Here is a 26,239-nt window from a genome sequence, read left to right as displayed (position 1 = left end):
ACGGCGCACCGCTCATGACCATGGTGCCATGGAAAATAACGTTTGCATATGCGACGAACCTGGAAGGACCGACCATGCGGCTCACACATCGCCTGGCGACCGCCACGGCCGTGGCACTGCTCCTCACCGGGCTGACCGGCTGCTCCGTGCTGGAGGGCGGCTCCGACTCCGCGTCCGGCGGAGGCCGGGCCGAGGGGGCGGCGGGCGAGACCGTCCAGGGCGGCGAACCCGGCTTCGACGCCGCCGGGGAGCCGGTGACCAAGGGCACCTTCGACTCCCCGATCGCGTCCGGAGCCAAGATCGACATCGCGATCATGGGCATCAAGGTCAGGGGCAAGCTGGCGATCCTCACCACGCAGTTCACCCCGCACATCCCGCCGGGCGGCGAGACCAACCCCAACCCCTACGAACTGAACGGCAAGAACGGCCTCGGCACCTCCCTGATCGACCCCGTGAACCTCAAGCGGTACGTGGTCGTGAAGGACTCCAGCGGCGACGAGATGGAGACCGACGACATCTTCACGCACATCGCCAACAACCAGACCGGCAACTTCTCCTACACCTTCGCCGCCCCGCCAGAGAACGTGAAGGCCGTGGACGTGCAGATCGGTTCATGGCCCACCTTCCGCAACATCCCGGTCGAGCGGTGACCGGCATGCGCCGCACGATCCTCGTCACCAGCGTCCTCGGCCTGGTGATGGCCGTACCGGTGATGGCGGTACCGGCGGTGGCCGGAGCGGCACCGGACGTCCCAGACTCCAACATCGCCAAGTCCGTGCGCACCATCGACGCGGCCAGGTACGTGAACGACATCGAACTGTCCGAGGCGGTCATCCCCCTGGAGACCGAGGAGGACAACGGCGAGCAGGTCACCGTGCGCATCTCGGCGGACGTCCTGTTCGACTTCGGCAAGGCGACCCTCACCGACGCCGCCGAACGGCGCGTCACCGGACTCGCGGAACGGCTGCGCGACGTCAACGGCGCCGTCCAGGTGTCCGGCCACACCGACTCGGTCGGTCCCGACGACTACAACATGACCCTGTCGAAGCAGCGCGCCGAAGCGGTCAAGGCCGAACTGCAGCGCGCTCTGAAGGGGGCGGGCCCGCGCATCGAGGCCGAGGGCCACGGCGAGACCAGACCCGTCGCCCCCAACGAGAACGGCGGCAAGGACGACCCCGCGGGCCGCGCCAAGAACCGCCGCGTCGACATCACCTACGAGAAGGGCTGACCACCGTGAAGCGCGCCTCAAGGATCCTCGTCACGGCGGTCGCCGCCGGCCTGCTCATCTCCGCGTGCGGCCTCGGGGACGGTGGACGCCCGAAGGACGAGGCGGGCGGAGCGTCCACGGGCCCAGCGCCGGTCTCCCCCTCGCCGTCGTCCCCCGGGCCCGAGCCGACGAGCTGCCCGAACGGCGGCCGGCTGATCGAGGCCGTCGACATTCCCGCCGTCCACGCCGACCCGGTGCACATCCCGGCGGCGACGATCGGCGGCCAGAAGATCCCGGCCGTGACGATCCCGGGCGTCGACATCCCGGCCGAGCACATCCCGGCACAGTGCGTCGAGCACAGCCCGGCCCCCGGCGGCTGCCTCGGCGGGGTCTCCATCCCCGGCGTCACGATTCCCGGCGTGGCCATCCCGGCCGTGCGGATCCCCGGAGTCAAGGCCCCTGGGATCGACATCAAGCCGGTGGAGCGCACGGCGGTCTCACGCTCGGCCGTCAGCCGCTCCGCCGTCGCCCGCAACGAGGTCTGCCAGACGGAACCGACCAGGGAGGGCGAGATCGTGGGCGCCGTGGTGCGCGGAGCGCTGGTCCGGGGGGCGCTCGTCCGGGGAGCGCTGGTCCGGGGCGCGGTGGTCCGCGGGTCCGCCTGCAACGACGAGCACGAATGCGTCCCCGCCGTCAGCGTCCCCGCCGTCAGCATCCCCGCCGTCAGCATCCCGGCGGTCAGCGTCGAGGCGGCGGTCCTCAAGTCGTACGTCGCCGGCCCCGGCCAGGTCCTCAAGGGAGACGACAAGATCGCCTACAACATCGAGGCGGACGTCCTGTTCGACTTCGGCAGGGCCGACATCAAGCCCGACGCCGCGGACGGGCTCGCCGAGGTGGCCAGGTCGATCCGGAAGGAGGTCCCGTCCGGCGCCCCCATCCAGGTGGACGGCCACACCGACTCCAAGGGCGACCCCGCGTCCAACAAGACGCTCTCCGAACGCCGCGCGCAGGCCATCGTCGACTGGCTGGCCACCGAGGGCGGCATCGACCGCTCCCGCCTGAAGGCCACCGGCTACGGCGAGACGAAACCGGCCGCGCCCAACACCAAGCCCGACGGCTCCGACGACCCGGGAGGCCGCGCGAAGAACCGCCGCGTCATCATCTCGGCCACCCACTCCTGACGCGTCCCCGTCAACGGGGCGGCGGGCCCAGATGGTCGAAGATCTGCAGGCGCTCCCCGTCCAGCGTGCGGATGGGGAACTGCAACTGGAAACCGCATGCGGCCAGTGCCCGGCGAGCGGCGTCGGCGTCGCCGGGCCGCTGGGCCGGGTCCGCGGCGCACAGGTGCGCGACCACCGCCCACAGCCTGGGCGGGACCCCGGCGGGCGGCGCCCCCACCCGCTGCCGGGGTTCGGGGTCGCCCGCACCGGTCAGCATCCGCCAGCAGACCATGCCGGCCGCGTACAGATCCTGGCGCGGCCCCGGACGGTTCCAGTCGAGCACCTCGGGCGCCAGGTATCCCGGCGTCCCCACGGTGAAGCCCGTCGTGGTGAACCGCATCCCGTCGTCCCCCAGCGCGATCCCGAAATCCGCCAGCCGTACGTGCGGTGCCCCCACCGGACTCGGCTCCAGCAGCAGGTTCGCGGGCTTCACATCCCGGTGCACGACCCCGGCGCCGTGGATGTGACTCAACGCGGCCAGCAGCTGGTCCAGAACCTCCGCCGCGTACGCCGGGGGAAGCCGACCGTAGTCCCCGAGGAGCGTCTCCAGCGAACCACCGCTCACCAGGTCCATCGCCAGGAGCACATCGTCGGCCGCCATGCACGACGCGTACGGGGTCAGAACATGCGGATGCGCCAGCCGCAGCGCCCGCTCGCGCACGACCCGCAGCATCGACGTGGGACCCCGCTGCCGGACGAGCTTGGCCGCGCAGTAACGCCCCTCCCCGTGGTCGTACGCCCGCCACACACGGCTCGTTCCCCCCGTCCCGATCCGGTCGAGCATGGTGAACCGACCGCCGATCACCCACCCCGCGTTCACGGCAACGATCGTACGGAAATGTCCCAGCCGGCACCGCCCCGCGGTGTCCGGTTTCCGGCCCAATGTCAACAAATCGGGGGCGTTGGGTGTCCAACAAGTGAAGGTGCACGCCGCAGTGGATCCCGCCGCCTTCATAGACTGAAAAACCACGCAAACCACGCGCCCTGGACAGGGCCCGCGCCGAGACGGGACCGATGAGCGACAAAGACCCCGGCCGCGACGATCTCGCGGGGGACAAGGCCGCCCACACCACTCCTGCCGGCTCCCCGGCGGACACCGGAGAAACCCCCGCCTCGGATTCCCCGACGGCCGACGCGACCGGCGACGACACGAGCCCCGAGTCCGCCCCGGACAAGGCGAACCCGGAAGAGACCCCCGCCCCGCGCCCCCCGTCCGACCAGGGCACCCCAGCCCCCGACACCGAGAGCACACAGCAGACCGACGACCCGCCGCCCACTCCGCATAATGGCGTCTCGGGGGACTTGGGCGTGAGCAGTGGGGGGTCGGTCAACGCGGCGCGGGCCGGTGGCTCCGACGGCGTCGTGGCCGACGGTGACGGCGGTGACGGCGGTGGTGGGAAAGGGAAGCGGAGGACGCGGCGGCGGAAGGTGGTGCGGCGGACCGCGCTCGGCCTGGTCGTCGTCATGCTTCTCGGAGGGGCGGGGGCCGCGTGGCTCTACCGCGATCTCATGGGGGGCATCGAGCAGAAGGACGTCGGCGACCAGCTCGGCGATGACCGGCCCGAGAAGCTGAACAAGTCGCTCAACATCCTGCTGCTCGGGTCCGACAGCCGGGAGGGCGACAACGCGGAGTACGCGACGGCCGGAATGGCGGGGGCGCGGTCGGACACGGCGATCCTGCTGCATCTGTCGCCGAACCGGGACCAGGCGGTCGGGATCAGCTTCCCGCGCGACTCGATGGTGAAGATCCCCGAGTGCAGGAAGGAGAAGGACGGGACCGTCCCGGGGCGGTTCGGGATGCTGAACACCGCGTTCGCGTTCGCCGGGCCGACCTGCACGTGGAAGACGCTGGAGTCGCTCACCGGCATCCACATCGACCACTTCGTGCAGGTCGACTTCTCCGGGTTCAAGCGGATGGTGGACGCCCTGGGGGGCGTCGAGATCTGCGTCGACAAGCCGGTGAACGACCCGAGGGCGGAGCTGTATCTGAAGGCGGGCAAGCAGACCGTCAAGGGCGACAAGGCACTCGGCTATGTGCGGGCCCGCTACTCGCTGGGGAACGGGTCCGACCTCGAGCGGATCGAGCGCCAGCAGAAGTTCATGGCCGCCGTCGTCGAGAAGGCGACCGATTCCGTTCTCAGTGATCCTGCGAAGACGTACAAGTTCCTCAAGGCCGCGACCAAGTCGATCACGACCGATGACGAACTCGACCTGTCGGCGATGCGGAAACTGGCCGACGGGCTCCGGGGGATGAGCGCGGGCCAGGTGCGGTTCGTGACCGTCCCGGTCGAGCGGTACGCGCCGGATCCGAACCGCGTCCAGTGGAACGAGGAGAAGGCCAAGCCGCTGTTCGAGGCGATCCGGCACGACAACGACCTGCCCGCGGAGCCGGTCAAGCCCGTCCAGGCGGGGCAGGCGCCGCCCTCCCCGGAGAAGGTGAACGTCACCGTCGTCGCCGCCGGAGGTAAGGACGCCTTGGTCGAGCGGGTCGTGAAGCAGCTCGGGCGGCGCGGCTACAAGGTGGCGAAGAAGGTCGAGAAGGGGGCGGCGGTGCCCGAAAGCCGCATCGTGTACGCGTCGTCGGCGGAGGCGCAGGCGTCCGCGCTCGCGCGGGACGTCCCCGACGCGCTGCTCACGGCCGACGCCAAGGCCCCGGCGGGCGGCGTGCGGCTCGTCATCGGCGAGAAGGGGCTGCGTCTCTCCCCACCGCCCATCAACGAGATCGGCGGAGGCGTCAAGGGCGGCGAGAACCTCTGCGACTGAACGCGCGCGGGCGGTCTCAGCCGGCGGAGAACGACAGAACGGCGATGAGCGCGCCGGCGAGCATGTAGGGGCCGAACGGGAACTCGCCCTTGCGGGTACGGCGGACGATCATGATGCCGACGCCGACGAGGCCGCCGAAGAAGTAGGTGGCCAGCAGGCCCACCACCCATGCGTCCTGGCCGAACCAGCCGAGGTAGAGGCCGAGGACGCCGGAGAGCTTCACGTCCCCCATCCCGATGCCGGAGGGGGCTATGAACGCCTGGACGAAGTAGAGGACGAACAGCACCGCCATCCCGATGAGCGCGTGCTGGAAGTGCCGCAGGCCGTCGTCGGTGAAGGGGACGGCCGCGGCCAGCAGCGCCGCGGCGATGCCGTACGAGGGCAGCGTGAAACGGTCGGGCAGCCGCTTGACCTCGACGTCGATGAAGCCGAGGAGGGTGCCGACCGCGGCGAGGTAGAGCAGCGCCACCAGGACGGGCTCCGCCCCGACACGCCACCCGAGGATGCCGTAGACGGCGGCCGTGACCAGGCCCATCAGGATCCGGCGGCGGCGCGGGACGTCGCCGACGAACGGTGCCGCCATCGGCGCCAGGAGCAGGCCGACGGCGAGTCCCACGGGGACCAACACCAACCCGATCATCGCACCTCGCCCCGATCCGGCACTGACCTCGCCCCCGGTACCTTACGGCGGGACGCCCTTCCTCCGTGCGGCCCGCGTCCGTGCGCCCGCCTCCGTCCGACGGCCGTCACCACGGGCGTCGGAGATCGGCCATGCCGCACGACCTCCGTTGCGGACGGTAACGATCATCCTGGGACGCGGCCAGGGTCCCAGGGCCCAATCAGGCGAACCGTCGATGCGGGCGCACACGCGGGCGAGGTTTCCCGTCGTGACGCCGCCGGAGGAACAACGCATGGTTCGGTACCGACCACCGGCCGCGTTGGGTCCAAACCGGGTCTCCAGGCCCACGGAGAAACCTGACTTCCCGAATTCCACGAGGATTTCGAGTCCGAATAACTGGGCCTTTGATATAGGTCTCCGTGCCCTGTCCCTTCCACCGGCCGGCATCGTATCTTCGCACCTTCTCGACTGAATTCTCGGTGAAGGGGTGGCCGCGGTGGAACTCCCGCGCGAGCGACGTTCTGACGCCGGTGCGAGTGCCAAGGAGTACGCCGCACTCATCGCCGTCGGTGCGGTGATGCTGGGCCTGCTGTTCAGTGTCGTCTCACCCGGCACGTTCGGGGCCGATGTCGAGTACGCGCTCTGCAGGCTGTTCGCGACGGACGACAGCCGGTGCGAGTCGCGGCACGACAAGGCGCTCAAGCCGAACTGCCTGGCCGGCCTGTCCAGTGACAGCTACGGCGGCTCCATCGATGTGGCGATCTTCTCGGTCGGCCGGGACTACGCGTTCTTGAAGTACACAACGATCGGCCCCGACGGCAAGAAGAAGATCAAGATCATCGCCGTCAAGGGCGTCAGCGGCGGCGTGGGCACCGGGGTCGGCGTCGGCATCAACGCGGGGAAGGTCTTCAACGTCGGGGCGGACGCCAGCGTGGACGCCACACTCCGGGTCGGCGCGGGCGACGGATGGGTGTTCGAGGGGCCCGACGCCGAGGACGACGCCAACGCGTTCATGAGCGACATCAAGGAGCAGTACTCCATCGACGCCGTGAAGGAGAACGGCGGCCTTCTCGGCACGATCGGCGGCAACATCTACGACACGTTCGCCGGGCCCGACATCCCCGACTCGCACATCGAGCGCTACGAGGGCCAGCTCGACGTCAGCGGCTCGCTCACCGCCGGCCTCGGCATCGGCCCCAAGGACAAGCCGGAGTACGAGGGCAGGCACCGCAGGGAGACCTGGAAGGACAAGATCCCCGACTCCCGCGGCAGCAACGGGGTCACCCCCAACCTGAACGCCTACGTCGGCATCAGCGGCACCGAGAAGGTCATCTACGAGGACAACAAGAAGACCGGCGACACCTCCATGACCTTCATGCTGACGGGCGAGGTCAACTACGGCGAGAACCACCTGGTGCCCGGCGCGCAGGGCAGGGCGAACGCCACGGGCGCGATGACCATCACCAAGGACAAGAACGGCAACATCAAGAGCGCCTCGTTCACCCAGGTCCACATCGTGAACGGCGAGGCCACCTCGGTCACCACCACCCTGCCGATCACCACCGACGCCGAGCGCGCGACCCTGGCCGAGTACCTGCTCAACCCGCTCAACACCGGCGGCCCGGGCGGTCAGCTGCTCAGCCTCACCTGGGACGACATGGCCCCGACGGAGCCGCCCGGGGAAGGCGCCCACCCGCTGCAGCAGCTGCTGTACGACAAGGGCAAGACCTCGAAGGTGACCTACAACTACGACCAGTCCGACGCCTCGTACGGGGCGAGCGTCAAGCTGGGCCTCAAGCTGGGCGCCAACTACGCCGTCTCCAACTCCAACCGGGACGTCACCGACGCCGAGTATCTGGGCGCCGAGGGCCCGGGAGGGACGAGAGAGTGGAAGGATTTCGAGGAGTGCCACTGACGCGCGCGGCCACCCGCCGAACCTCCCGGGAGGGAAAGAGCGATGGGCAATCTGATCGGCGTCCTCCTCGGGGCCGCGATCTTCTGCGGCGGCGTCTACGAAGTGGTGAGGCGGCTGCGCCTCCAGAGCCGGATGCTCCGCGCCACCGGCGTCTTCGTCGGGCGGGACGAGGTGATGGGCCCCGGTGGCCCCGGCACCGCGAGCCGCGTGGGACGGTTCCGGTTCACCACCCTGCAGGGGCGGCCCGTGGAAGCCAGCAGCTCGCTGTACTCCTTCCCCGGCCCCAAGCCGGGGAGGTCCGTGACGGTGATCTACGATCCCGCCCGTCCCGAGGACACCGCCGAGCGCCTCGGCGTGCACTATCTGCAACTGGTCGCGATCGGGCCGCTGCTCATGGCGGTCGGCGTCGCCGTGGCGGCGGCGAACGCGGCCGCCCTGTGACGATCGCGGGCTTCGGAGACGGGGGCTCCGGTCGCCGGGAAACGACCACGAAGAGGCGGAGACAGGTGGTGGACTCGCGTCCGGGAGCGGGCCGGCGACGGTGGCCGGCCACCGTGCTGTCGGTCCTCCTCGCGGCGACCACCGCGGCCGGGTGCTCGGGCGGCGAACCGGAGGACGCCGGGAAGCCCCCGGCCTCCTCCTCGACGGCCGCGCAGGCGCGAGTTCCCCCCGGATTCACCACGGCCGCCTCGGGCGCGGTCAGGCTCGCCCACCCGCCCGCCTGGAAGCCCGCCAAGCCGCCGGAGGGCTGGTCCTTTCTGGCCGAGCTCACCGCCGAGGGCGAGGTCGAGGCCCGGATCGGCGTGATCACCGACGTGCCGCAGATCCCGAACGCCAAGCTGGTCGCCGAGTCCGCGATCACCGTCGTCCAGATCAACGTGAGCGGGGTGCGGCGCGGCCCGAATCAGGCGATCGACGTCCCGGGCGCCGACGAGGCGGTCCGCGTCGACTACTCCTACCCCAACCCCCAGGCCACCGCCGGGACCGCCGCCGACGCGCCGCTCAAGGCCGTCGACATCGGTCTGGTCATCGGCGACCGCCAGGCGGCCGTGGTGCGGCTCACCGGGCTGCAGAGCAGGCTTCCCCCGGCGCTGGTGGACCAGATCGTGCGCAGCGTCGCGGTCAAGGCCTGAACCCGAACGGCGGAGACGGAAATGGATCTTGTAAAAGCGTGGACCGCGGCCATCCTGGTCCTCGGCGTCGGCAGCATCGTCACCGCCGGTCTCGCCGTCAGCGCGGTCGTCTCCGAGGACGATCTGGAGTCGGCCACCGGCACGCTCCTGTGGACGGCGCTCCCGACCTTCGTCGTGTTCGCGCTGACGGCCCTCGTCAGCTCCATCCTGCACCCCGCCCCGCAGCGGGAGAACGCCGGCCGGCATGCCCTCGCCGTGCTGCTCGTCCCGGGCCTGGCGACGCTCCTCGGGATCGTCGTGGGCGTCGTCCAGGGCTCCCCCGCCCAGACCACCGCGGCCAGTTCGGTCGCCGGCCTCCTCGGCGCGATCCCGACCTGGTGGCTTCTCGCCCGCCGGCGCGCACGCCGCCCCTCCGCAGGCGGCTACACCGGCTACTGATCACGCCCCACAGTCCACCCCGGCCGCGGTCACGGTCACGGTCACGGTCACGGTCACGGTCACGGTCACCGAGCATCGTCCGGAAGCTCAGCCGCTCCGGCCGCAGTGGCCGTGTCGCCGTCGCCGCTGACCGGCGCCGCCATCCCGAGGACGGCCGCGAACACCGGAACCACGCACCGGGCGCCTCCGGTCGAGCTGGACGGGCCCCGGCCACGTGACCATGCTGATGCCGCGCACCCTGCCCAGCAGCCGCGCCACCGCCGCCTTAGCGCCGAGGTGGCCGTTCGCATCCCTGGAGACCTTCGGAATCCGGCCGGTCGGGGCCCAGGGCCCGCAGACCCAGGCCGGATGACGGCCCCCTCAGCCTCAACCTCAGCCGAATCGTCGGGCGTCGTCCACCGGACGCAGTGGATTGACCCTCACGACGTCGCCGGTCTGCGGGGCCTCGACCATCTTGTCGTCGCCGTAGTAGATGGCGACGTGGTGGGGTGGCCTACCGAAGAAGAGAAGGTCACCCGGTCGGAGCTGGTTCGTCGGAACCGCTGTGCCGCGCGGGTCGGCGACCTGGTTGCCGGTGTAGTGCCCGAGCGCGATCCGTCCCCTGGACGCCTGGTAGACGGCGTACAGCGTCAGGCCACTGCAGTCGAAGCCGAAGTAGTTGCGTCCGTCGTATCCGCCGGGCGAACAGCAGATTCCCCGGGTCGGCCCGCTGAAGTTGCCCCCGCCCCAGGCGTACTCCGTGCCGAGCCAGCACAGGGCCCAGGCCACCACGGCGGCGCCGAAGCTCAGATCCTCCGCCGGCTTGTCACCGGTCTTCGCGCATTGGTTGACGACCGAGCCACTGCCCCCGGACCCGAGCCCGTTCGGCATCCCGTTGTAGGCGACCGGGTCCTCGTCGTCGACCAGCCGGATCTTGAACAGCCGGGTGACCCGGTCACGGTCGCCGTTCGGGAAGACCTGTACGCCGTCACAGATCACCCGGCGTACGGGGCCGAGGCCCGTCGCCTGCTCATCGGGGTCCCAGTAGTCGAACGTGCACTGCGGCGTGAACATCTTCGCCACCGCGCTCGCCGTCCCCGAACGGCCGATCCCCTCTTCGCCGGTGCTGTCCGTGCACAGGTTCCGCCTGTTGCGAAGGTCGTCCTTCTCCTTCGCGGTCAGCTCGTCCTCGTTCTTGAGCTGGCACCATTTCGTGGCGGCCTTCACCATCGCCGTGTCGCCGGTCATGCCGCTCAGCCGGACTTCGGACACGCGCACGTTGTTCTCGTCCGCGAACTTCTCCGCGGCCGCCTCGGGGGACGCGCCCACCGACCAGTAGCCCGCCGCCGACGGGTCGAGGCCGGTCAGCGCCAGGTTGACGGCCTGGTCGCGCAGCGGCGCGAGGGTGCCGAGCGCCGCCGCGTCCGCGCCGATCTGGGCCTGGTTGCGCATGTCGCCGGCCTGGGCGATCCGGCCGAACGCCAGAAAGCCCGCGGCGAGCACCACGGCCATGCCCATGACCAGGACGGACGTGGCGACTCCCGCGTCGCCCCCGTACCTGCCAGCGGATCTGATCCGTCGCAGCATCTACGCCCCATCGTCACGAGATCGCGAATTATCCCCGGATAAGGATCGTATGGATCACGTGAATCGCGCGACAGGGCCCTGAGACCCAATTGGGAAATGGCGCCATCAACCGTAGGCCCACGCGGAGGTCTGCGCCTGGGACGTAATGCGCTTTCGATGCAGCACCACCGCGAGACCCCCGCCGAGCGCGCCCTGAGCCGCCCAGACGGGGAGCCCGAGAACGTCACCCGCACTGAATCCAGGGTTGCCGCCGAGCGCGGCGAGCATGACCATCAACGTCAGGAACAGCGCGTATCCCACGGCACCGGCGATCGCCCCGGCACCGGCCACCCGGCCTCTGCTGCCCGTCCGGACGCTCATCCGTGCGGCGACATAGCCGCCCGCACGATCGTTCCGAGTGCCCACGAGAACACGGCCGCGGCCGCACCGGGTTCGGTTTCCGGGTCCTGGACGAATCCCAGGACGACGATCACCAGGAACGTTCCCAGAAAGGCGACCGCGACCCCTGCGACAATCGCCTTTCGCGGAATCATGAACCGCCCCCGGAAATCCTTGCGGACGAAATGATCCGCTCCGCACCGGCCTGGTCATAGGCGGACTGCAGACCGCCGTAGCGAATGTCGTACTGGGGCCCGGCGGCCGTCCCGATGACGACGTCGAGCTGCTTGGCGGAGACCCCCGGGTAGATCGTCTCCATCACCGCGGCCTCGGCCGCCCCCTGGATCTCGACCCTGCGCGTGGTCACCTGCGCGTCGGGTGAGCCGGCCTTGATCCGGCCTTCGATGAGCCCGACCCGGACGCTCACGTTGGCGAGATCGCGTCCGCCCTGGAACACCTGGACTCCGGGCGGCGGGACGGTCTGCCCCGGGTTCTCCGTCGCCCCTCCGGCGGACATCTCCAGGACCACGCCGGCCTGCGTCGGCTCGATACGTGCCATACCGTCGGGCGGCACGAACGACAGGGTCTCGACGGTCACCGCCCCCGCATGCCGCGGGCTCTGCGAGCCGGGCGGACTCACCCGACTTCAAGATCAGCCCCGTCGACCAGATACCGGCGGCGTCGCGGATCCGGCGGCCGTCGTGCGTCGTGAATTCAACGACCGGAGAATAGACCGTGTAACGTCGGCCGGCGTCGTAGCGGGCCTTCTCCCTGATCTCCACGGCCGTGCATGTCGTCTCCGTCCAGCCGCGCGTGGGCCACATCCGGACGAGACCGACCAGGCTGCCGACCCAGGCGACCATGAACGCCGCCGCGATGAGGAACGCCAGCGCCTCGAGCACAGCTGCCCCTTCCCCAGAGCATCGTGACGTCCACTGTGTACACCGTCGGGGGTCAGAGCGTGTAGGGGACGGGAAGGTCGGGAACCAGCGTTTTCACGTCGTCTTCGATGGTTCCCTTGGCGGAGACCTTGATGTCGTGCCGCTGGAGGGCCTCGTCCTTCACGACGTAGACGGTCGCGGTGAAGCCCTTCTCGTCCGCGACGGCGGCCGGGGCCTTGATGCGCGGACGGTACTTGGCCAGGATCTCGTCGCGGTGCCGGGCGTCGTCACCGGTGATGCCGGGCCGGAACTTGATGTCCTCCACCCGGCCGATCACGTAGGTGAGGATGCCGCCGGGCCGGGTCGTCTCGATGTAGGCGCGCGCCAGTGCGGCCGCGGCGGCGGCGTCCTCGACGGTGCCCCCGTCGGCCGCGGTCACCTTTCCGAACGCCTTCGGGGTCCCGGTCAGCAGCTCGACCTGGCCGTGACCCGTGGCGACGTGCAGCAGGACCGGGTGCGGACTCTGCCGGTACTCCACGCGGTAGATCTTCCAGGTCCGCAGGAAGGGCGTCTGGACCTGGGTCAGCCTGCTGCCGCCCAGCTTGACGATCCGCGCCTCCTCGCGCTTGCCGCTCTTCAGCAGACCCTCACTGATCGTCTGGCGGATCCCCTCGTCCGGCCGCGTGTTGCGCTCGGACCCGCCCGTTCCGGAGGCCGACGCGCACCCGGTGAGGAGCAGCGCCACCAGCGCCAGCGCCACGCCCACGGCGAGACGGCGGGAACGACACCGGTCAGCAGAAGATCCACAGGAAGCAGTCGTTCGCGTCATCCCATGCCTCCCCATAGTTGTCGCCGTAGGTGTCACCGTCGACGGACGAAACCACCTCACCATTCTCGAACGCCTGCTCGACCCTCTCACGTCCCGCCCGCTCGCCGACCTCGCGCGCGGCGTCGGCGTCGAGCGCCGGAAGTCCGGCGGCGGAACGGGCGCGGTTCGCGTCTGCGATGGCACTGTCATAGGCATCTTCATACTCCTGCTGCAGCAGGGTATCGGGGCTGTTCCCGCCCCTGTTCCGCTGCAGTTGCTGATTGTTCTGAATCGCCTCGACCGTGCCCTCGACCTCTTCATCGATGGACTGCTCGATGAAGTCCTCACGGCTGAGGTCGCCGGGGTCGGGCTCACCGCGGTGTTCGGCGTGGTTGACCTCGTGGACGAAAGTGTTCGCGCGCTCTTCCGGCGATTGGTTCGTGTCAATGTAGAAGACATTGGCGTCGCCGTCGTAGTAGGACCCGCCGCCGGCCCGGTAGACGACCCGGACGCCGTTGTCCTCCACCCATTCCAGCGCATCCCGGCCGAGCTGCGTCTCATTGAGGACGGCCTCGGTCTCGACTTCCTCCTGGGACGGCTGCGGCTGCGGGACGGGCGGCCCCGGGCTGGGGCTCGGCTCCCTCGGCTGCGCCTCCTGGTCGCCGTCGCCGGCCGTGTTCCGGGACTCGTCCCCGCACTCCGAGCCGAACAGGCCGCATATCGCGCTCTGAATGTGCCCCTCGGCGGTCGTGGAGATGAGCGACCCGAGCACGCCCACGGCAAGGGCGGCCACCACGATGAGGGCAGCGTATTCCAGGCTGCCCGCGCCTCGGTCCCGGCGTCCGCGGGCTTTCGGCGCGTGTCGTGAACGGTCGATCAGCATTCCTTGAAATTAAGGTTGCCCCTACCGCCGTGCCCAGAGTCCCAGGTCCCGCACCAGGCCTAATCTGCGGCCAATCCCCGATTGGGCCCCCGCCGGACAGGACGGCGATTATTAGGCCCCCGGACCGGGACAAGAGGGCCCACGGACTCAAAGGAGACCCGGGTCCGCCGCTAATGCGCATTTTCATCGGCGATTCCTCCGCCATTCGCCGCGTTCCCTGGTGTTCGCGCCGCCCGCGTCCCATCGCGGGGAGAGGGCCTTGGAAAGGGCCAGTCCGAGGATGACGCCGAGCACGGCCTCGATCAGGTGGAGGATCAGGCCCACCGCCGTGCCGGACGACGGGACGCCGATGAAGGCCGCTGCGAGGCTGCCGAGTACGGGGGCGGGGAACGTGGCGAGGGCGCGCCCGAATCCCGTGGCCCAGTCCCGGACGTAGCTGCCCGCGGCGAGGGCCATGAGGAAGCAGAACATCAGCCAGGGCAGATGGACGCGCAGGACTTGTGCATACTCGTCGACCGGCCCGCCCTGCCCTTCCGCCGGCGCGAGCGCCTTCAGGGCGAGGAGGGCCATGACGGCGAGGACGCCCGATGTCAGCCAAGCCGAGAACACAGCACGCATGGCCTAGCACGGTAGGTTTCGTGTCCGGAATTACCCAGGGTCCCCGGACCCGGCCGAACTACATTCTCATCTCGCACGATGGGTCCCGTCCTGGGCCTTAAGACCCATATCGGACGGCACTTGCCGCACCCTGTGGGCCTGGCTAACGTCGACTGCATGACTTCGGCGGATACGGACGATGCCGCACTCCCCGGCCGCCAGGTCGGCCCCTACCGGCTGGCGCGCGAGCTGGGCAGAGGCGGAATGGGGACGGTCCATCTCGCCGAGGCGCCGGACGGCCGCCGCGTGGCCATCAAGATCATTAACCGGGAGATGACGGGCACCGCGGATTTCCGGGAGCGTTTTCGCCGGGAAGTGACCGCGGCACGCCGTGTCCGCCCGTTCTGTACGGCACCCGTCCTGGACGCGAACATGGACGGCGAGCCGTTCTACGTGGTCACGGAGTACATCCAGGGCCCCACCCTGGAACGCGTGGTCTCCTCCCACGGCCCGCTCAGCGGATCGGATCTGGACGGGCTCGCCGTCGGCGTGGCGACCGCCCTGGCCGCCATCCATAGCGCGGGCGTCGTCCACCGCGACCTCAAGCCGGAGAACATCCTGCTGTCACCGTTCGGGCCGCGCGTCATCGACTTCGGGATCGCGCGGAGGCTCGGCACCGACCACCGCATCACCCGCGCCGGCCAGAGCATGGGAACGCCCGCGTTCATGGCACCGGAAGGGCTCGTCGACGAACCGATCACGGCCGCGGCGGACGTGTTCTCCTGGGGCAGCGTCATGGCCTATGCGGGAACCGGACGCCTTCCGTTCAACGGCGAGAACGTGGGCGAGGTCCTTTACAAGACCGTCTACGGCGAACCGCGCCTCGACGGGCTGGAGCCGCCCCTGCGCGACCTCGTCGTCCGGGCTCTGGCGAAGGACCCGGCCATGCGTCCCACCTCGGCGCGGTTGTTGCAGGAACTGACCGGCCAGAGCGACACCGAGCGAGCCGCCCAGTCCGTGGGAATGGTCGGGCCGACGCTCCCGGAGTTCCCCAGGAGTGGGCCGACCCCGCCGTCGGACGGCCTCACCCGCCGTCTGAGACGCATGCGGGGGACCACCCGTTACCGGCTGGCCCTTGCGGGCGCCGTGGCGGCGCTGGCCGTCGCCGGAGGCCTGACAGCCGTCCTCTGGCCCGGTTCCAGCGGCGACGGCGGCAACGGAGACGGGCTGTTGAGGGACGACTTCACCGACCCGGAGTCCGGCTGGAAAACAGGCCGCGCGAACAAGGAGTACGAGGAGTACAGAAACGGCGCTTTCGCAATATCCCAATACGGCACTGGTTTTTATCAGTTGCAGCAGGCGCCCATAGCAGATCCGCCCGATGACGTGAGAGTCACGGTTACGGCGCGCATTCAGTCGGCTTACCCTGAGGACGAGGCCGGCGTCTACTGCCGAAGATCCGGTGAAGCGCAGTATGCCGTGCTCGTGCAGCGCAACGGTCTGGCCAGGATCAGGAAGGGCGGACCCATCTCCGGCAGCGAACTGGCCAGGTCCGCGTTGCCGTCCACTGGCAATGCCCTGGCGGGCGTGCAGGTCAGCGCGATCTGCACGGCCACTGAGGGAGGCGTCACGATCAAGGCGCTGGTCGACGGAAGAGAGGTCGCACGAGCCACGGATACGATCAGTCCCTTGCCCGGTGGAACGGCCGGAATCATCGCGGGCCGTGAAGGACGTCTGGCCACGGACCCGGGCACCCTGGCGATATTCGATGATTTCAGCCTTGACCGGGCCTGACCTCTTCGTCTTCGTCGCCGATTCTTCTGCCCGCCCATAGTCTGCGGACCATGATGGCCGCCGCGGCGAGCAGCAGAAGGTTTCGCGCCGCGACGATGCCCGTCGCGAATGGATCACCGTCACGGACCGCGTACCACGCAACCGGGAACTCCAGATGGGTCACCCCGGCCGCGACCAGTATCAGCAGCGCCACGGGGCCCCGCCGGGCACCTTGATGCGAGAGGCAGACCGCGGCCACGCCGATGACCCAGATCATGTACTGGGGGGACAGAACGCGGCTGGTGATCATCACGATCAACGTCGCGGTGAGCGCCACCTCGGCGCCGAAGGCCGGATCCCACGTGTCAGGACGGCGACGCCACGCGATACCGCCGACCAGCGCGAGCCCGGCCAGCGTCAGTCCCATGCTCAGTCTTCCGGCCACCTCGATGCCCGGGCCCAGCAGTTCCCAGGACCCGTACCTGTACTCGATCGATCCCGTCCAGCCGAAGAGCTTCGCGACATGAAACGGCACGGCCGCGACGGCCTCGATCTCGATCCCCCGGCCGCCCTGTCCGCCCACGAAAGCCCACGGGTCGTCCAGGAACAGGGACACCAGGCCCACGACCCCGGCGGCCGTCAGGACGAACGCGGTCACCGCACGGACGCATGCCCTGTTGCGCGGAAGTGACAGGAGCAGGACGGCGGGCCACGCCTTGATCAGCATTCCGACGGCGACCAGGGCGCCGAAGGCCCGTGACCTCGCCATCACGAGCAGGGCGCACACTGCGATCGCCGTCACCAGGAGATCGAGGCGGAAGTAGCAGACCGGCCCCAGCAGGAAGAGCCCGGCGATCCAGCACCACGCGCCCATGGCCTGCCGGGGGACCCGGAGCAGGAGCCGGAGCACCAGCAGGTCGAGCAGCAGCGCAGCGAGCATGAACCAGAGCCCGTAAACGGTCCCCGGCAGATGCGGCGGGACGATCATCAGCGCCGCCAGCGGCGGATACTGCCACCGCTCGTCGGCGACCGGGAAATGCCCCGTGACGATCTGACCTGCCCACTCCCGGTACAACCCGGTGTCACCGGTGACCGGATCGGTGGGGTAACCGGGGAGCAGCAGGATCACGAACATCAACACGCGCGTGATCAGCCAAACGGCCGTGAGCTCGCGCCGGTTCGCCCGGCCGATATGGGTCAGCGCCTGACGAACACGGTCGCTTGACGATCGCGGTAGATCTGACGCCACGCCGGGTCCAGGGACACCAGCTGGGTGAGCGGTGTGCCCGTCTCCCACATCACGACGTTCACCCGGTGCCGGTCGAGCATTCCCCGCCACTCTGGACCTCCGTTGCGGACCTTCATGTACTCCCTGGTGAACGCCACCGGATACATGTCGTAGCGATCGTCCATGAATACCTTCTGGCGTGGCCAGTAGGCGTGGATCACGTAAGCGTTCCACGTGTGCGTCGTGAGAAGTCGCTGTCCCACGAGGCCGCTCTGCTCGATCACCCGCATCGCCCGGACGGGATAGTCGCCGAAGTCGAAGGCCGGTCTGGACAAGATCGTGCCCGAGACCAGCGCCACGGCCGTCAGCACCGCCACAACGACGCCCAGATCAGCCGCCGAACGCCGTTCCTGGCGTTTCTTCGGAGTCGCGAGCAGGCGCGCCGCGATCGGTAGCCCGACGAGAGAGACGATGGCGAGGTTGCGCAGTGCCCAAAAGCCCAGCAGGAGGAAGGAAACGGACACGATCAGGTCACGCCGGGAGGCCCTGCGGGGAGCCAGCGCCAGCACGGCGACGAACACCGCGATCCAGACTGCGAAGCTGACACCGAGCGTGGATCTGAAGTCCGGGGACTGCCATTCCTGGACGTTCCTGAGGACGTCGCCTCTCGACAGCAGGTTCAGCGGGAAAAGCAGCAGGCGGTACCCGTAGGGGTTGATGAGACACGCCGCGAGCCCCAGTGCCGCGGCCCAGATCAACCGGCGTTCCCTCCCCTGCCACAGCGCCGCTCCGTCGAGTCGCCGACCTATCAGATGCAACGCGATGTAGGCGAAACCGAGCGCGAAGGACCCGTGCACGTTCACCCAGAGGCACATCAACACCGGCACGGTCACCAGCGGACGGCGGCCTGCCAGGGAATCCGGAACCTCGATGGTCCACAGCAGGACGAGTAACGCCAGGATGCCGAAGAGCAGCGGACGCTCGACCCAGAAATGCAACGACATCGCGAGCGCCGGCAACACGATGTGAACGGTACGCCCGCCGTTCCGCAGCCGATCGGCCAGTCTGAACGCCAGGAAGGCGATGGCCGCGGTGACGATGCCGTTCATCACCAGGATGCCATTCGGCCCTGTGAGGTCGTCCAGGAACGCATAGAGCGCCTCGACCAGCCACGACTGGACGATCCACGGGGTGCCGGGAGCGGTGTAAGAGTAGATGTCCTCCTTGGGGATCCCTTCATCGAGGATCCAGTGCCCTGTCCGCAAATGGGTGAGAAAAGAGTTGTCGTCGAGCGGGTCCAGCCCGCTGAGGAAACCGAGCGCCGCCCAGATCATCGACGAGCGGGTTCTCGCGGACGGCATCCACCCGCGGCGACCGCGTGAGACCCGATCAGCGTCGCCCAAGCCGGGCTTCTCATCCTCCACGGCAGTCACGTTCACCCCACGCGCCTCTCACCCGGCCCGACAAGGAGCAGCTCGATGATCCCGGCCATGTTCCCAAGCTGGCGGCTATCTGATCGTGAGTCCCTTCACGACGGCGTCGGCACCCCGTTTCCACGGCACCTGCATTTCGAGGTTCGCCGCATTCGCCTGCGGGCTGTAGGCATCCCACAGAACGATGCTCTCTCCCGGCCCGATCGTCTTCTTCGCGTCCGCGGAACCCACCTGGCTGCACACGCACGGGCCGCTTTCAAGACTCATCGGGTTGTACCGGACCTGATTGGCGGAATCGAAGAGCATCACGCCGCCGGTGGTGCCGAGCCTCATCGGCTGCGGGTCGGCTCCGTGAATGTATGCGGACTTCTCGAGTTTCTGTCCGACATCCGGCTTGCCCTGCCCGGTGTTGCGCAGTGTCCAGACCAGGACCGTCAGCCCGGAGGAATCACGATGCAGGCTGTTGATCTCGACCTTGAGCCCCCGCGCCTCGGCCGCCCCGAACGTCGCGGAGCCCAGCACCGTCGAGGAGCCACGCTTGTAGGGTTCGCCGCTCACGGGCGGCGGAGCCGGCGCGGGCGGGCGGGCGAACGTCACGGCGACCCGCCGGTTCTTGCGGCGGCCCTCTTCGGTGTCGTTGGTCGCGACCGGCTCCTTCGAGCCGTGCCCCTCCGCCTTGTACGTCACGCCCTGCCGGGTGACCAGACTCTTCAGCCGGTCGGCGACGGCCTTCGCGCGCCGTTCCGACAACGGCTGGTTGATCGCGTCGTTTCCGGTCTTGTCCGCATGGCCGTCGATCTGGACCTCGGTGCCCTTCGACGCGTCGATCTGCTTGGCGACCTGCTCCAGAAGGCGTTCGGAGCGCGGGGTCAGATCGGCCTTGTTAATGGCGAACAGTACGTCCGCGGACAGTCTCACCGACCGATTATTCGGGTCATCGTCCACCGTCTGCTCGGTCCCCTCGGTGAGGCTGCGGACACCGGCGATCCTCGGTTTTTCGAACTGGACCTTGGCGGGATCGATCTGTGTCTTGAGAGGCTCCACCGGGTCATCGGTGATCGGGATGTCCTGGAACGGGACGGCGAGCGGAAAGACGATCGTGACCCGCTGGACGTCGGTGGGCGGCGAAGAGAAGGTCGCGTAGACGTTGATGTACTCGCCGGGCTTCACCGGATTGTTGAAGAGCCTGGTGCATACGCAGCTGTTCAGGTCTTCGGTCTTCTTCCGCAGCGGGTAGTACAGATTATCGTTCTTGGCGTCGAGAAGGCCGATCCCGCTTGCGGCGAGGGGATCGCCCACGCCGGGATCGGTCGCGTTACCGGGCTCACCAAGACTCTCGGCGAGGTCGATCTGGTTCTTGCCATCGTTGTAGATCTTGAAGCGGGCGGTGACCGTGTTGGCCGCGGTCCGGCTCAGTGCGAGCAGATCGACGTGCGCCGGGGCGGACTTGTGATTCAGCGGCACCGACGCGATCGGCCGGAGCTCGCCACCCTGCGCGGGCTTCGCCGATTTCGATGGCGTTTCCCCGGATTTCGGTTTATCGTCACCGGCGCATCCGGAGAGGGCGAGTATGAGCGTGAGAGGCACCGCCGCATAACGCAAGGCGCGCCTTCCCGCAGTCATGCGGTAGACCATGATTCCCCTCCAAGGACGTGGACAGCCGTCAGCGCCCGATGGGGGAACCGCATCGGATGCGGTTCCCCCATCGGGCGCTGACGGATCACTTCACACCGGTCCGGCCCGGCGGACTCGGCCGGAATCAGCTGGAGCCGCCTCCACCGGGGTTGAAGAGCTTGGTGATCGCGTTGGAGACCGAGGTCCGGACCGAGCCGTTGATCAGGCTGTAGAGGATGCCGACGACCAGCGCGGCGACCACGATCAGAGCGCCGTACTCCAGCGCGCTGACACCCCGGTCCTTCCTTTCCCTGAGCTGCTCGGCGCGGTCCTGGACGAAAGTCTGGAGAGTGACGTAGAGGGGGATCAACGAGTTCATCTGGCGCCTCCCGGCTGTTTCTGTCTCGCCCTGACACAGACAACAGTAGGGAAACCAGAACACCTTCCCCAGGGTCCAGCGGCCCAATTAATGCCGCCCATCGGACCCAACATCGATGGGGTCCCCGGACCCAAGGGGCCGGGTCCATTCCGACCGGCCGGGAGGTCCGCATCATCCGTCTCCCTCGTCCGACGTTCCTATCCATTGTGCGATCGCCGCGGCCCGTGAGGTGACACCGAGCTTGGCATAAATACGGTTCACATGGTTCTTCACGGTCTTCTCGGCAAGGAACAAATGCTGGGCGATCTGGCCGTTGGAACGTCCCCGCGCGATGAGCCGCATGACATCGGCCTCACGGGTGGACAATCCGAAGTCACCGGCCTTTCTCGCCGCCGGAACGTACTGGTCGCGCACGGGACCGGCCGGTGTGTCCCGGACGCTCTGGGCTTCGCCCGTATCGCGGGATTCCGGGCCGCCCTGGGAATCGCGGGAACTCTGCGAATCGCTGCGGACCGCGCCGACCAGCGCCGACACCGCGGCGGGGGAAAGCGGGTTCGAGCCGTCCACCACGCCGTGGACCGCGGCCGTCAACTCCTCGGGCGTGAACGAACCGTGGACAAGATAACCGACGGCGCCGTTCCCGATGGCCGCCCTGACCACCTTCGGGTCTTCGGTGTAGGTGAGCATGATCACCCGTGTCTTGGCGCTGAGCACCTGCGCCGCGGCCACTCCGTCCATCAGCGGCATCTGCACGTCCAGCAGCACCAGGTCCGGCTTCAGCCGGTCGACGAGTTCGATGGCCGTGCGCCCGTCGCCCGCCTCGCCGACGACCTCGACGCCGGACGCCTCCACAAGCGAGACCAGGCCCGACCGGACGACCACGTTGTCGTCGACCACCACCACGCGCGGGACTCCCATGTCAGCTCACCTCCACCGAAGGAACATCTTCGGACACGTCCGCGGGAAGGCGGACGGAGACGGTGGTGCCGTCCCCCGGCTCGGACGAGATCGTCACCGTACCCCCCACGCGCTGAGCGCGTTCGTGCAGGCCGATCAGACCGTAGTGGCCCTCCCGCGCCAGGTCCGGCAGCTGCCGGAGCTGGAAACCCGCGCCATCGTCGGCAATGGTCAGTACCAGGTCATCCTGTTCCTTCACGAGCCTCACCTTCACCGAATCCGCCTTCGCGTGCCGCTCGACATTGGTCAGGACCTCACGGAGAATCGCCACCGCCTCGTGCCTCATGCGCAGCTCCGGCTCGATCCGGGCATCGAGATCGCAGGTCACGGCGATCCCCGTCTGTTCGGCCCAGCGGTCCGCGACATCTCGGAGGGCCTCGTGCAAAGAGCGCGTAATGGCGTCGTCCCGCAGCTCCGTGAGCAGGTCGCGGGCCTCGCGGGAGGCGACCGCCGCGGCGGTCGCGATCTGCTCCGCCTCCAGCGCGGCGCGCGTCTGGTCCCTGGACGCCCACAGCGGCAGCGCGGACGCCGCGAGCGCGATGCCGCGGAGCGTCTTGGCCAGTGAATCGTGCATCTCGCGGGCGAGCCTGGCCCTTTCCTGGGACGCCGCCGCGAGTACTTGCGCCTGGCGCAGCGCCGTCTCCTTGGCCGCGTAATCGTCCAGCAGCCGGCGCAACGCGACCCCCACGAATCCCGCGAGCGGGTAGTACAGGGGCTGTCCCAGCAGCGCCTGGAAGGTCAGGTCACCCGCCCGGGACGCGGTCAGCGCGTAAGTGAGGTAGTAGACGAGAATCTGGAGGCTCGCCACGAACAGCATTCCCTGCCACCGGTAAAGGAGCCCGGCCACGGTGGCGGTCGCGACGGTGGACAAGAAGTACGGGCCCGCTATCCCGCCCACGCCCAGGACCGCGAAGGAGAGGAACATGTCGAGCGTGTAGAGGGACGGGTGGGCGGCGACGCGCGGCGCCACGAACCGCCATTGCCGTGCCGTCCCCCAGGACAGCAGGACCATCGAGAACATGAGGACGAATACGCCGACCGTCAGTTGCTCACGCGGCAGCAGCAGCATGCTGAGCGCCGTGATCAGCATCCGGATCTCCATGAGCATCCGGAAGGCCGATCCGACGCGCTCCGGGAACGCCCCGCGCTCAGCCGCCGAGGATTCCACCCGCACCACCCATTTCCGACCCGATGAAGAGGGCCCCGAGCACGACCATCATCAGTGCCGGGAGTGTCATCGACATCGTGATCGCGGTGATCTTCGGTGTGGTTCGCTGGGCTTTGCGCTTGGCCCACTGGGCGGCCTCGCGCCGCATGTCGCCGCCGATGTCGACCAGCGCCGTCCCGAGCGGCGCGCCGAGTTCCTCCGCCTGCAGGATCGCCGTGACGAACAGGTTCACCGCCTCGGAGTTGTTGCGGGTGCGCAGGTCCTCGAACGCCTCCCGCCGGGGCGTGCCGAGTTCCATCTGCCGCAGCGCCACCATGAACTCCTCCGACAGCGGGCCCGGCATGCTCTCGGCGACGCGCGCCAGCGCCAGGCGGAAGCTCAGCCCCGCGCTGACCGTGACCGCCAGCACATCCAGGAAGTCCGGCATCGACCGCTGGATGCTGTCCTGCCGGGCCACGCGCTTGCTGTACAGGATCAGCTCGGTCTGCAGGGAGCCGAGGAAGGCGAGAATCCCGAACATGGTCTGCCCGTTGGCGATGAGCCCCAGGCCGAGCAGGCCGAACAGAACCGCGTAGCCCGCGTTGCGGCGGGCGTAGGTCTCCACGGTCATCCCGCCGGGACGGCCCGCCGCGTCGATCCGCTTGCGGATCTTCAGTCGCCACGGCCCCAGCAGCTCCATCGCCATCCGGGCGAACGGGGCGCCCAGGAAGTCGGCGATGACGTCCAGGACGAACTTCTCGTCCTTGTCGGGCTTCTTGGCCAGCGGCACCGCGGACGTGGCGACCCGGTCCCCGGCGGTCAGCTGAGCCAGCCCGATGACGCCCATGAGCACGCACAGTGCTCCACCGGCCGCCATTGCGTAGATGACCACGTTCACCTCACACGTCGATCCGGGTCATCCTGCGGATGATCAGCAGGCTGGTGATGAACAGTCCGGCGGCGACGCCCAGGATCAACTGGCCCGCGGGTTTGCCGCTCATCACCCGCAGCGCGTCCGGCATGATCACGTTGACCATGGCCAGCCCGGCGATCCCGAGCAGCCCGATCGCCCAGTTGGTGACGACCGCCTCGCCCATGATCGTCTTGACCTCGCGACGGATCTCCTTGCGCTCCTCCAGCGTGGCCGCGATCGTGCGCAGCGCGGTGACCAGCGAGCCGCCCGCCCGCGCGGACACCAGCAGGGTGCTGATCAGCACCCCGAGCTCCCGGGACGGGAGGCGCTCACCGAGGTCGCGGAGAGCGTCGTCCACGGGCTGGCCGAGCCGCAACGCGTCCGCGGTCCGGCGCAGCTCCTCCCCTGCGGGGTCCGAGAGCTCGTCCGCCGCGATCTCGATGGCGGTGCGCATGACGAGGCCGGCGTGGGTGGCGTTGGACAGCACCCGGGCGAGCTCCGGCAGCTGGGCGATGAACTCCTCTCGGCGCCGTTCCTCCCGGCGCCGGACGTAGGACAGGAACGCGAAGCCGACGCCGATCGCGGCGGCGATCCCGAAGATCGGGGCCATCCACCGGCCGATCAGCAAGATCGCGACGACGCCGGTCACGGTCATCAGCGTGAGGAACGTCGACACCCGGATCCGCATCCCGGAGGCGGTCAGACGCCGCGCGAGCGTCTTGCCCAGGGACGTCCGGCGGATCGCGACGTCCAGCCGCCACATCAGGCCGCTCATGCTGTCGTCGGAGACCAGCGCGGAACGGGCGACCAGGCGGCTGCGCTGCGCCCACCCGATCATCAGGTCGCCGACGCCCCAGACGGCCAGCGCCAGGGTCGCCACCAGCATCAGCAGAATCACCGGCAGTGGCAGGCTCACAGCGGACACCTCCTCGTCTCCTCGTCGATGCGGTTCATTGGCCCATCCGCGGTCCGTGGCCGTTCATCCCGCCACCCGCCGGAGGGCGGCCGCCGTGTCCCTGGCCGCCGTGTCCCTGGCCGCCGTGTCCCCCGCCGGCCTGCCCCACACCGGCCTGTCCGCCGCCGCCGATGCCGTGGGCGAAGCCCGGCGGGACGCTTTCGCCCGCGTGGAACAACCGGGTGAGCAGGGCGTCCGGCAGCGGCAGCGCCCGGAACGCGCCGTGGACCTCGCGGTCCGGGCCGATCGGCTCGGACTCGAACCGCACGACGGGCCGCAGCGTGGACGCGTCGCGCCGGGCCGGGTCCACCACCGCCACCTCGGTGATCCGGCGGGACCCGTCCGGCCCGCGGCTCAGCTGGACGACCACGTCGACGGCGCTGGCGATCTGGTCGCGGATCGCCTCGAACGGCAGCTTGACGTCGCTCATGCTCGCCAGCGTCTGGAGGCGGTGCACGGTGTCCTCCGTCGAGTTGGCGTGCACCGTCACCAGCGAACCGTCATGGCCGGTGTTCATCGCCTGGAGCATGTCGAGCGTCTCGCCGCCGCGGACCTCACCGACGATGATGCGGTCCGGCCTCATCCGCAGCGCGTTGCGGACCAGGTCGCGGATCGTGATCGCGCCCTTGCCCTCGATGTTGGCCGGACGCGACTCCAGCGGGATGATGTGCTCCTGCTTCAGCTGGAGCTCGGCGGAGTCCTCGATCGTGATGATGCGCTCGTGTTCCGGGACGAACGCCGACAGCGCGTTCAGCATCGTCGTCTTCCCCGTACCGGTACCGCCCGAGATGACCAGATTCAGCCGTGCCCGGACGAACGCGGCCAGCAGCATGCCGGTGGACTGGTCCATCGACCCCATGCCGATCAGTTCCTCCACCGAGTACGCGCGGGGGAAGCGCCGGATCGTCAGGATCGGGCCGACCAGCGACAACGGGGGCACGATGACGTTGACCCGCTCGCCGGTCGGCAGGCGCGCGTCCACCATCGGGCTCGACTCGTCCACGCGCCGGTTGACCTGCGCCACGATCCGGTCGATGGTCTGGTAGAGCTGCTCCTCGCTGGCGAACCCGGTGTCCAGCCGGTGCACCCGGCCGGCCCGCTCCACGAAGATCGAGTCGGGGCCGTTCACCATGATCTCGGTGACGTTCGGGTCGGCGAGCAGCGGTTCCAGCACGCCGAGGCCGAGCGCCTCGTCCACCACCCGGCGGATCAGGTTGGCCCGCTCCCCGGCGGCGAGGACGGGACCCTCCCGCGTCACCAGCAGCCCGACGACCTTCTCCAGCCGGGCCCGCCGCTGCGCCATCGTCAGCCGCGCCAGCTCGTCGAGGTTGATCTCCTCCAGCAGGCGCTGCCGCCAGTGCTGGACGGTGTTCGAACTCGTCCGGTCGTTGGCCGACCGGTCGTCTTCCAGGCGATCCTTGAGTGCCATCGC

Annotated in this window: 26 protein-coding genes; 9 read left to right on the top strand and 17 right to left on the bottom strand. The window is 69.1% G+C overall.

The annotated features are described in order from the left end of the window. Positions 1–74 precede the first annotated feature (74 nt). The 3 genes from ACTWPP_RS10910 to ACTWPP_RS10900 are packed head-to-tail and all read left to right on the top strand — an operon-like array spanning position 75 to position 2,388. Positions 75–650 carry a hypothetical protein gene (locus ACTWPP_RS10910; RefSeq protein ID WP_443104062.1) on the top strand — a complete coding sequence of 192 codons (576 nt, stop codon included), beginning with the start codon at positions 75–77 and terminating at the stop codon, positions 648–650. Positions 651–655: 5 nt separating this feature from the next. Next, on the top strand, positions 656–1,228 hold the full coding sequence (locus tag ACTWPP_RS10905; RefSeq protein WP_443104061.1) for an OmpA family protein: 573 nt from the start codon (positions 656–658) through the stop codon (positions 1,226–1,228). Positions 1,229–1,233: 5 nt separating this feature from the next. Further along, on the top strand, positions 1,234–2,388 hold the full coding sequence (locus tag ACTWPP_RS10900) for an OmpA family protein (protein ID WP_443104060.1): 1,155 nt from the start codon (positions 1,234–1,236) through the stop codon (positions 2,386–2,388). Positions 2,389–2,398: 10 nt separating this feature from the next. Here the strand turns inward: ACTWPP_RS10900 and ACTWPP_RS10895 are convergent, their stop codons facing one another. Then, a complete protein-coding gene (locus ACTWPP_RS10895; protein ID WP_443104059.1) occupies positions 2,399–3,247 on the bottom strand; it encodes a serine/threonine-protein kinase in 849 nt (282 codons plus the stop codon). Between the two features lie 194 nt (positions 3,248–3,441). Here ACTWPP_RS10895 and ACTWPP_RS10890 point away from each other — a divergent pair, with 194 nt between their 5' ends. Then, positions 3,442–5,190, top strand: coding sequence for an LCP family glycopolymer transferase (locus ACTWPP_RS10890; RefSeq protein WP_443104058.1), 1,749 nt, complete (start codon positions 3,442–3,444; stop codon positions 5,188–5,190). Positions 5,191–5,206: 16 nt separating this feature from the next. Here ACTWPP_RS10890 and ACTWPP_RS10885 read toward each other — a convergent pair whose 3' ends face one another. Beyond that, the gene (locus ACTWPP_RS10885; RefSeq protein WP_443104057.1) at positions 5,207–5,818 is read right to left on the bottom strand and encodes a prepilin peptidase; all 612 of its coding nucleotides are present in this window, start codon (positions 5,816–5,818) and stop codon (positions 5,207–5,209) included. Positions 5,819–6,305: 487 nt separating this feature from the next. Between ACTWPP_RS10885 and ACTWPP_RS10880 the strand changes: the two genes are divergently transcribed. From ACTWPP_RS10880 to ACTWPP_RS10865, 4 genes are all read left to right on the top strand, one after another. Then, positions 6,306–7,724 (top strand): hypothetical protein, encoded by a 1,419-nt coding sequence (locus ACTWPP_RS10880; protein ID WP_443104056.1) that lies wholly within the window; start codon positions 6,306–6,308, stop codon positions 7,722–7,724. 42 nt (positions 7,725–7,766) lie between these two features. Next, positions 7,767–8,165, top strand: a complete 399-nt coding sequence (locus ACTWPP_RS10875) for a hypothetical protein (RefSeq protein WP_443104055.1) — start codon at positions 7,767–7,769, stop codon at positions 8,163–8,165. 68 nt (positions 8,166–8,233) lie between these two features. Beyond that, positions 8,234–8,857: a hypothetical protein gene (locus ACTWPP_RS10870; protein ID WP_443104054.1), complete on the top strand. Its 624-nt coding sequence runs from the start codon at positions 8,234–8,236 to the stop codon at positions 8,855–8,857. A 21-nt stretch (positions 8,858–8,878) separates the two neighbouring features. After that, positions 8,879–9,295, top strand: a complete 417-nt coding sequence (locus tag ACTWPP_RS10865; protein ID WP_443104053.1) for a hypothetical protein — start codon at positions 8,879–8,881, stop codon at positions 9,293–9,295. Between the two features lie 372 nt (positions 9,296–9,667). Here the strand turns inward: ACTWPP_RS10865 and ACTWPP_RS10860 are convergent, their stop codons facing one another. The 6 genes from ACTWPP_RS10860 to ACTWPP_RS10835 form a co-directional block, all read right to left on the bottom strand. Further along, positions 9,668–10,861: a C40 family peptidase gene (locus ACTWPP_RS10860; protein ID WP_443104052.1), complete on the bottom strand. Its 1,194-nt coding sequence runs from the start codon at positions 10,859–10,861 to the stop codon at positions 9,668–9,670. A gap of 105 nt (positions 10,862–10,966) precedes the next feature. Continuing rightward, the gene (locus ACTWPP_RS10855) at positions 10,967–11,266 is read right to left on the bottom strand and encodes a hypothetical protein (RefSeq protein ID WP_443104051.1); all 300 of its coding nucleotides are present in this window, start codon (positions 11,264–11,266) and stop codon (positions 10,967–10,969) included. A 124-nt stretch (positions 11,267–11,390) separates the two neighbouring features. After that, positions 11,391–11,837: a hypothetical protein gene (locus ACTWPP_RS10850; RefSeq protein ID WP_443104050.1), complete on the bottom strand. Its 447-nt coding sequence runs from the start codon at positions 11,835–11,837 to the stop codon at positions 11,391–11,393. A gap of 356 nt (positions 11,838–12,193) precedes the next feature. Next, entirely contained in the window at positions 12,194–12,886 is a 693-nt protein-coding gene (locus ACTWPP_RS10845; RefSeq protein ID WP_443104049.1) for a hypothetical protein, read from the bottom strand. 25 nt (positions 12,887–12,911) lie between these two features. Further along, entirely contained in the window at positions 12,912–13,811 is a 900-nt protein-coding gene (locus tag ACTWPP_RS10840; RefSeq protein WP_443104048.1) for a hypothetical protein, read from the bottom strand. 183 nt (positions 13,812–13,994) lie between these two features. Further along, a complete protein-coding gene (locus tag ACTWPP_RS10835) occupies positions 13,995–14,429 on the bottom strand; it encodes a hypothetical protein (protein ID WP_443104047.1) in 435 nt (144 codons plus the stop codon). Between the two features lie 78 nt (positions 14,430–14,507). Here ACTWPP_RS10835 and ACTWPP_RS10830 point away from each other — a divergent pair, with 78 nt between their 5' ends. Next, positions 14,508–16,202 (top strand): serine/threonine-protein kinase, encoded by a 1,695-nt coding sequence (locus tag ACTWPP_RS10830; protein ID WP_443104046.1) that lies wholly within the window; start codon positions 14,508–14,510, stop codon positions 16,200–16,202. Here ACTWPP_RS10830 and ACTWPP_RS10825 read toward each other — a convergent pair. The 9 genes from ACTWPP_RS10825 to ACTWPP_RS10785 all read right to left on the bottom strand — a co-directional run bounded on the left by ACTWPP_RS10825 (position 16,183) and on the right by ACTWPP_RS10785 (position 26,236). Next, complete coding sequence (locus ACTWPP_RS10825) at positions 16,183–17,316, bottom strand: glycosyltransferase 87 family protein (RefSeq protein WP_443104562.1); 1,134 nt, start codon at positions 17,314–17,316, stop codon at positions 16,183–16,185. The genes ACTWPP_RS10830 and ACTWPP_RS10825 overlap by 20 nt on opposite strands. 62 nt (positions 17,317–17,378) lie before the next feature. Further along, positions 17,379–18,833, bottom strand: coding sequence for a hypothetical protein (locus tag ACTWPP_RS10820; protein WP_443104045.1), 1,455 nt, complete (start codon positions 18,831–18,833; stop codon positions 17,379–17,381). 84 nt (positions 18,834–18,917) lie between these two features. Next, the gene (locus ACTWPP_RS10815; protein WP_443104044.1) at positions 18,918–20,477 is read right to left on the bottom strand and encodes an OmpA family protein; all 1,560 of its coding nucleotides are present in this window, start codon (positions 20,475–20,477) and stop codon (positions 18,918–18,920) included. A gap of 124 nt (positions 20,478–20,601) precedes the next feature. Next, positions 20,602–20,835, bottom strand: a complete 234-nt coding sequence (locus ACTWPP_RS10810; protein WP_443104043.1) for a hypothetical protein — start codon at positions 20,833–20,835, stop codon at positions 20,602–20,604. A gap of 171 nt (positions 20,836–21,006) precedes the next feature. Further along, positions 21,007–21,687 carry a LuxR C-terminal-related transcriptional regulator gene (locus ACTWPP_RS10805; RefSeq protein WP_443104042.1) on the bottom strand — a complete coding sequence of 227 codons (681 nt, stop codon included), beginning with the start codon at positions 21,685–21,687 and terminating at the stop codon, positions 21,007–21,009. A gap of 67 nt (positions 21,688–21,754) precedes the next feature. Further along, on the bottom strand, positions 21,755–22,960 hold the full coding sequence (locus ACTWPP_RS10800; protein ID WP_443104041.1) for a sensor histidine kinase: 1,206 nt from the start codon (positions 22,958–22,960) through the stop codon (positions 21,755–21,757). Continuing rightward, positions 22,941–23,831, bottom strand: a complete 891-nt coding sequence (locus tag ACTWPP_RS10795; protein WP_443104040.1) for a type II secretion system F family protein — start codon at positions 23,829–23,831, stop codon at positions 22,941–22,943. The genes ACTWPP_RS10800 and ACTWPP_RS10795 overlap by 20 nt, the downstream gene beginning before the upstream one ends. A 7-nt stretch (positions 23,832–23,838) precedes the next feature. Beyond that, on the bottom strand, positions 23,839–24,768 hold the full coding sequence (locus ACTWPP_RS10790) for a type II secretion system F family protein (RefSeq protein ID WP_443104039.1): 930 nt from the start codon (positions 24,766–24,768) through the stop codon (positions 23,839–23,841). A 34-nt stretch (positions 24,769–24,802) separates the two neighbouring features. Then, on the bottom strand, positions 24,803–26,236 hold the full coding sequence (locus ACTWPP_RS10785) for a CpaF family protein (protein ID WP_443104038.1): 1,434 nt from the start codon (positions 26,234–26,236) through the stop codon (positions 24,803–24,805). Positions 26,237–26,239 lie beyond the last annotated feature (3 nt).

It is taken from the genome of Actinomadura sp. 3N407, assembly GCF_052245875.1.
Classification (GTDB): Bacteria; Actinomycetota; Actinomycetes; order Streptosporangiales; family Streptosporangiaceae; genus Spirillospora.
The sequence above is the reverse complement of the archived record's forward strand: the minus strand, read 5'-3'. Positions and strand labels throughout refer to the sequence as shown.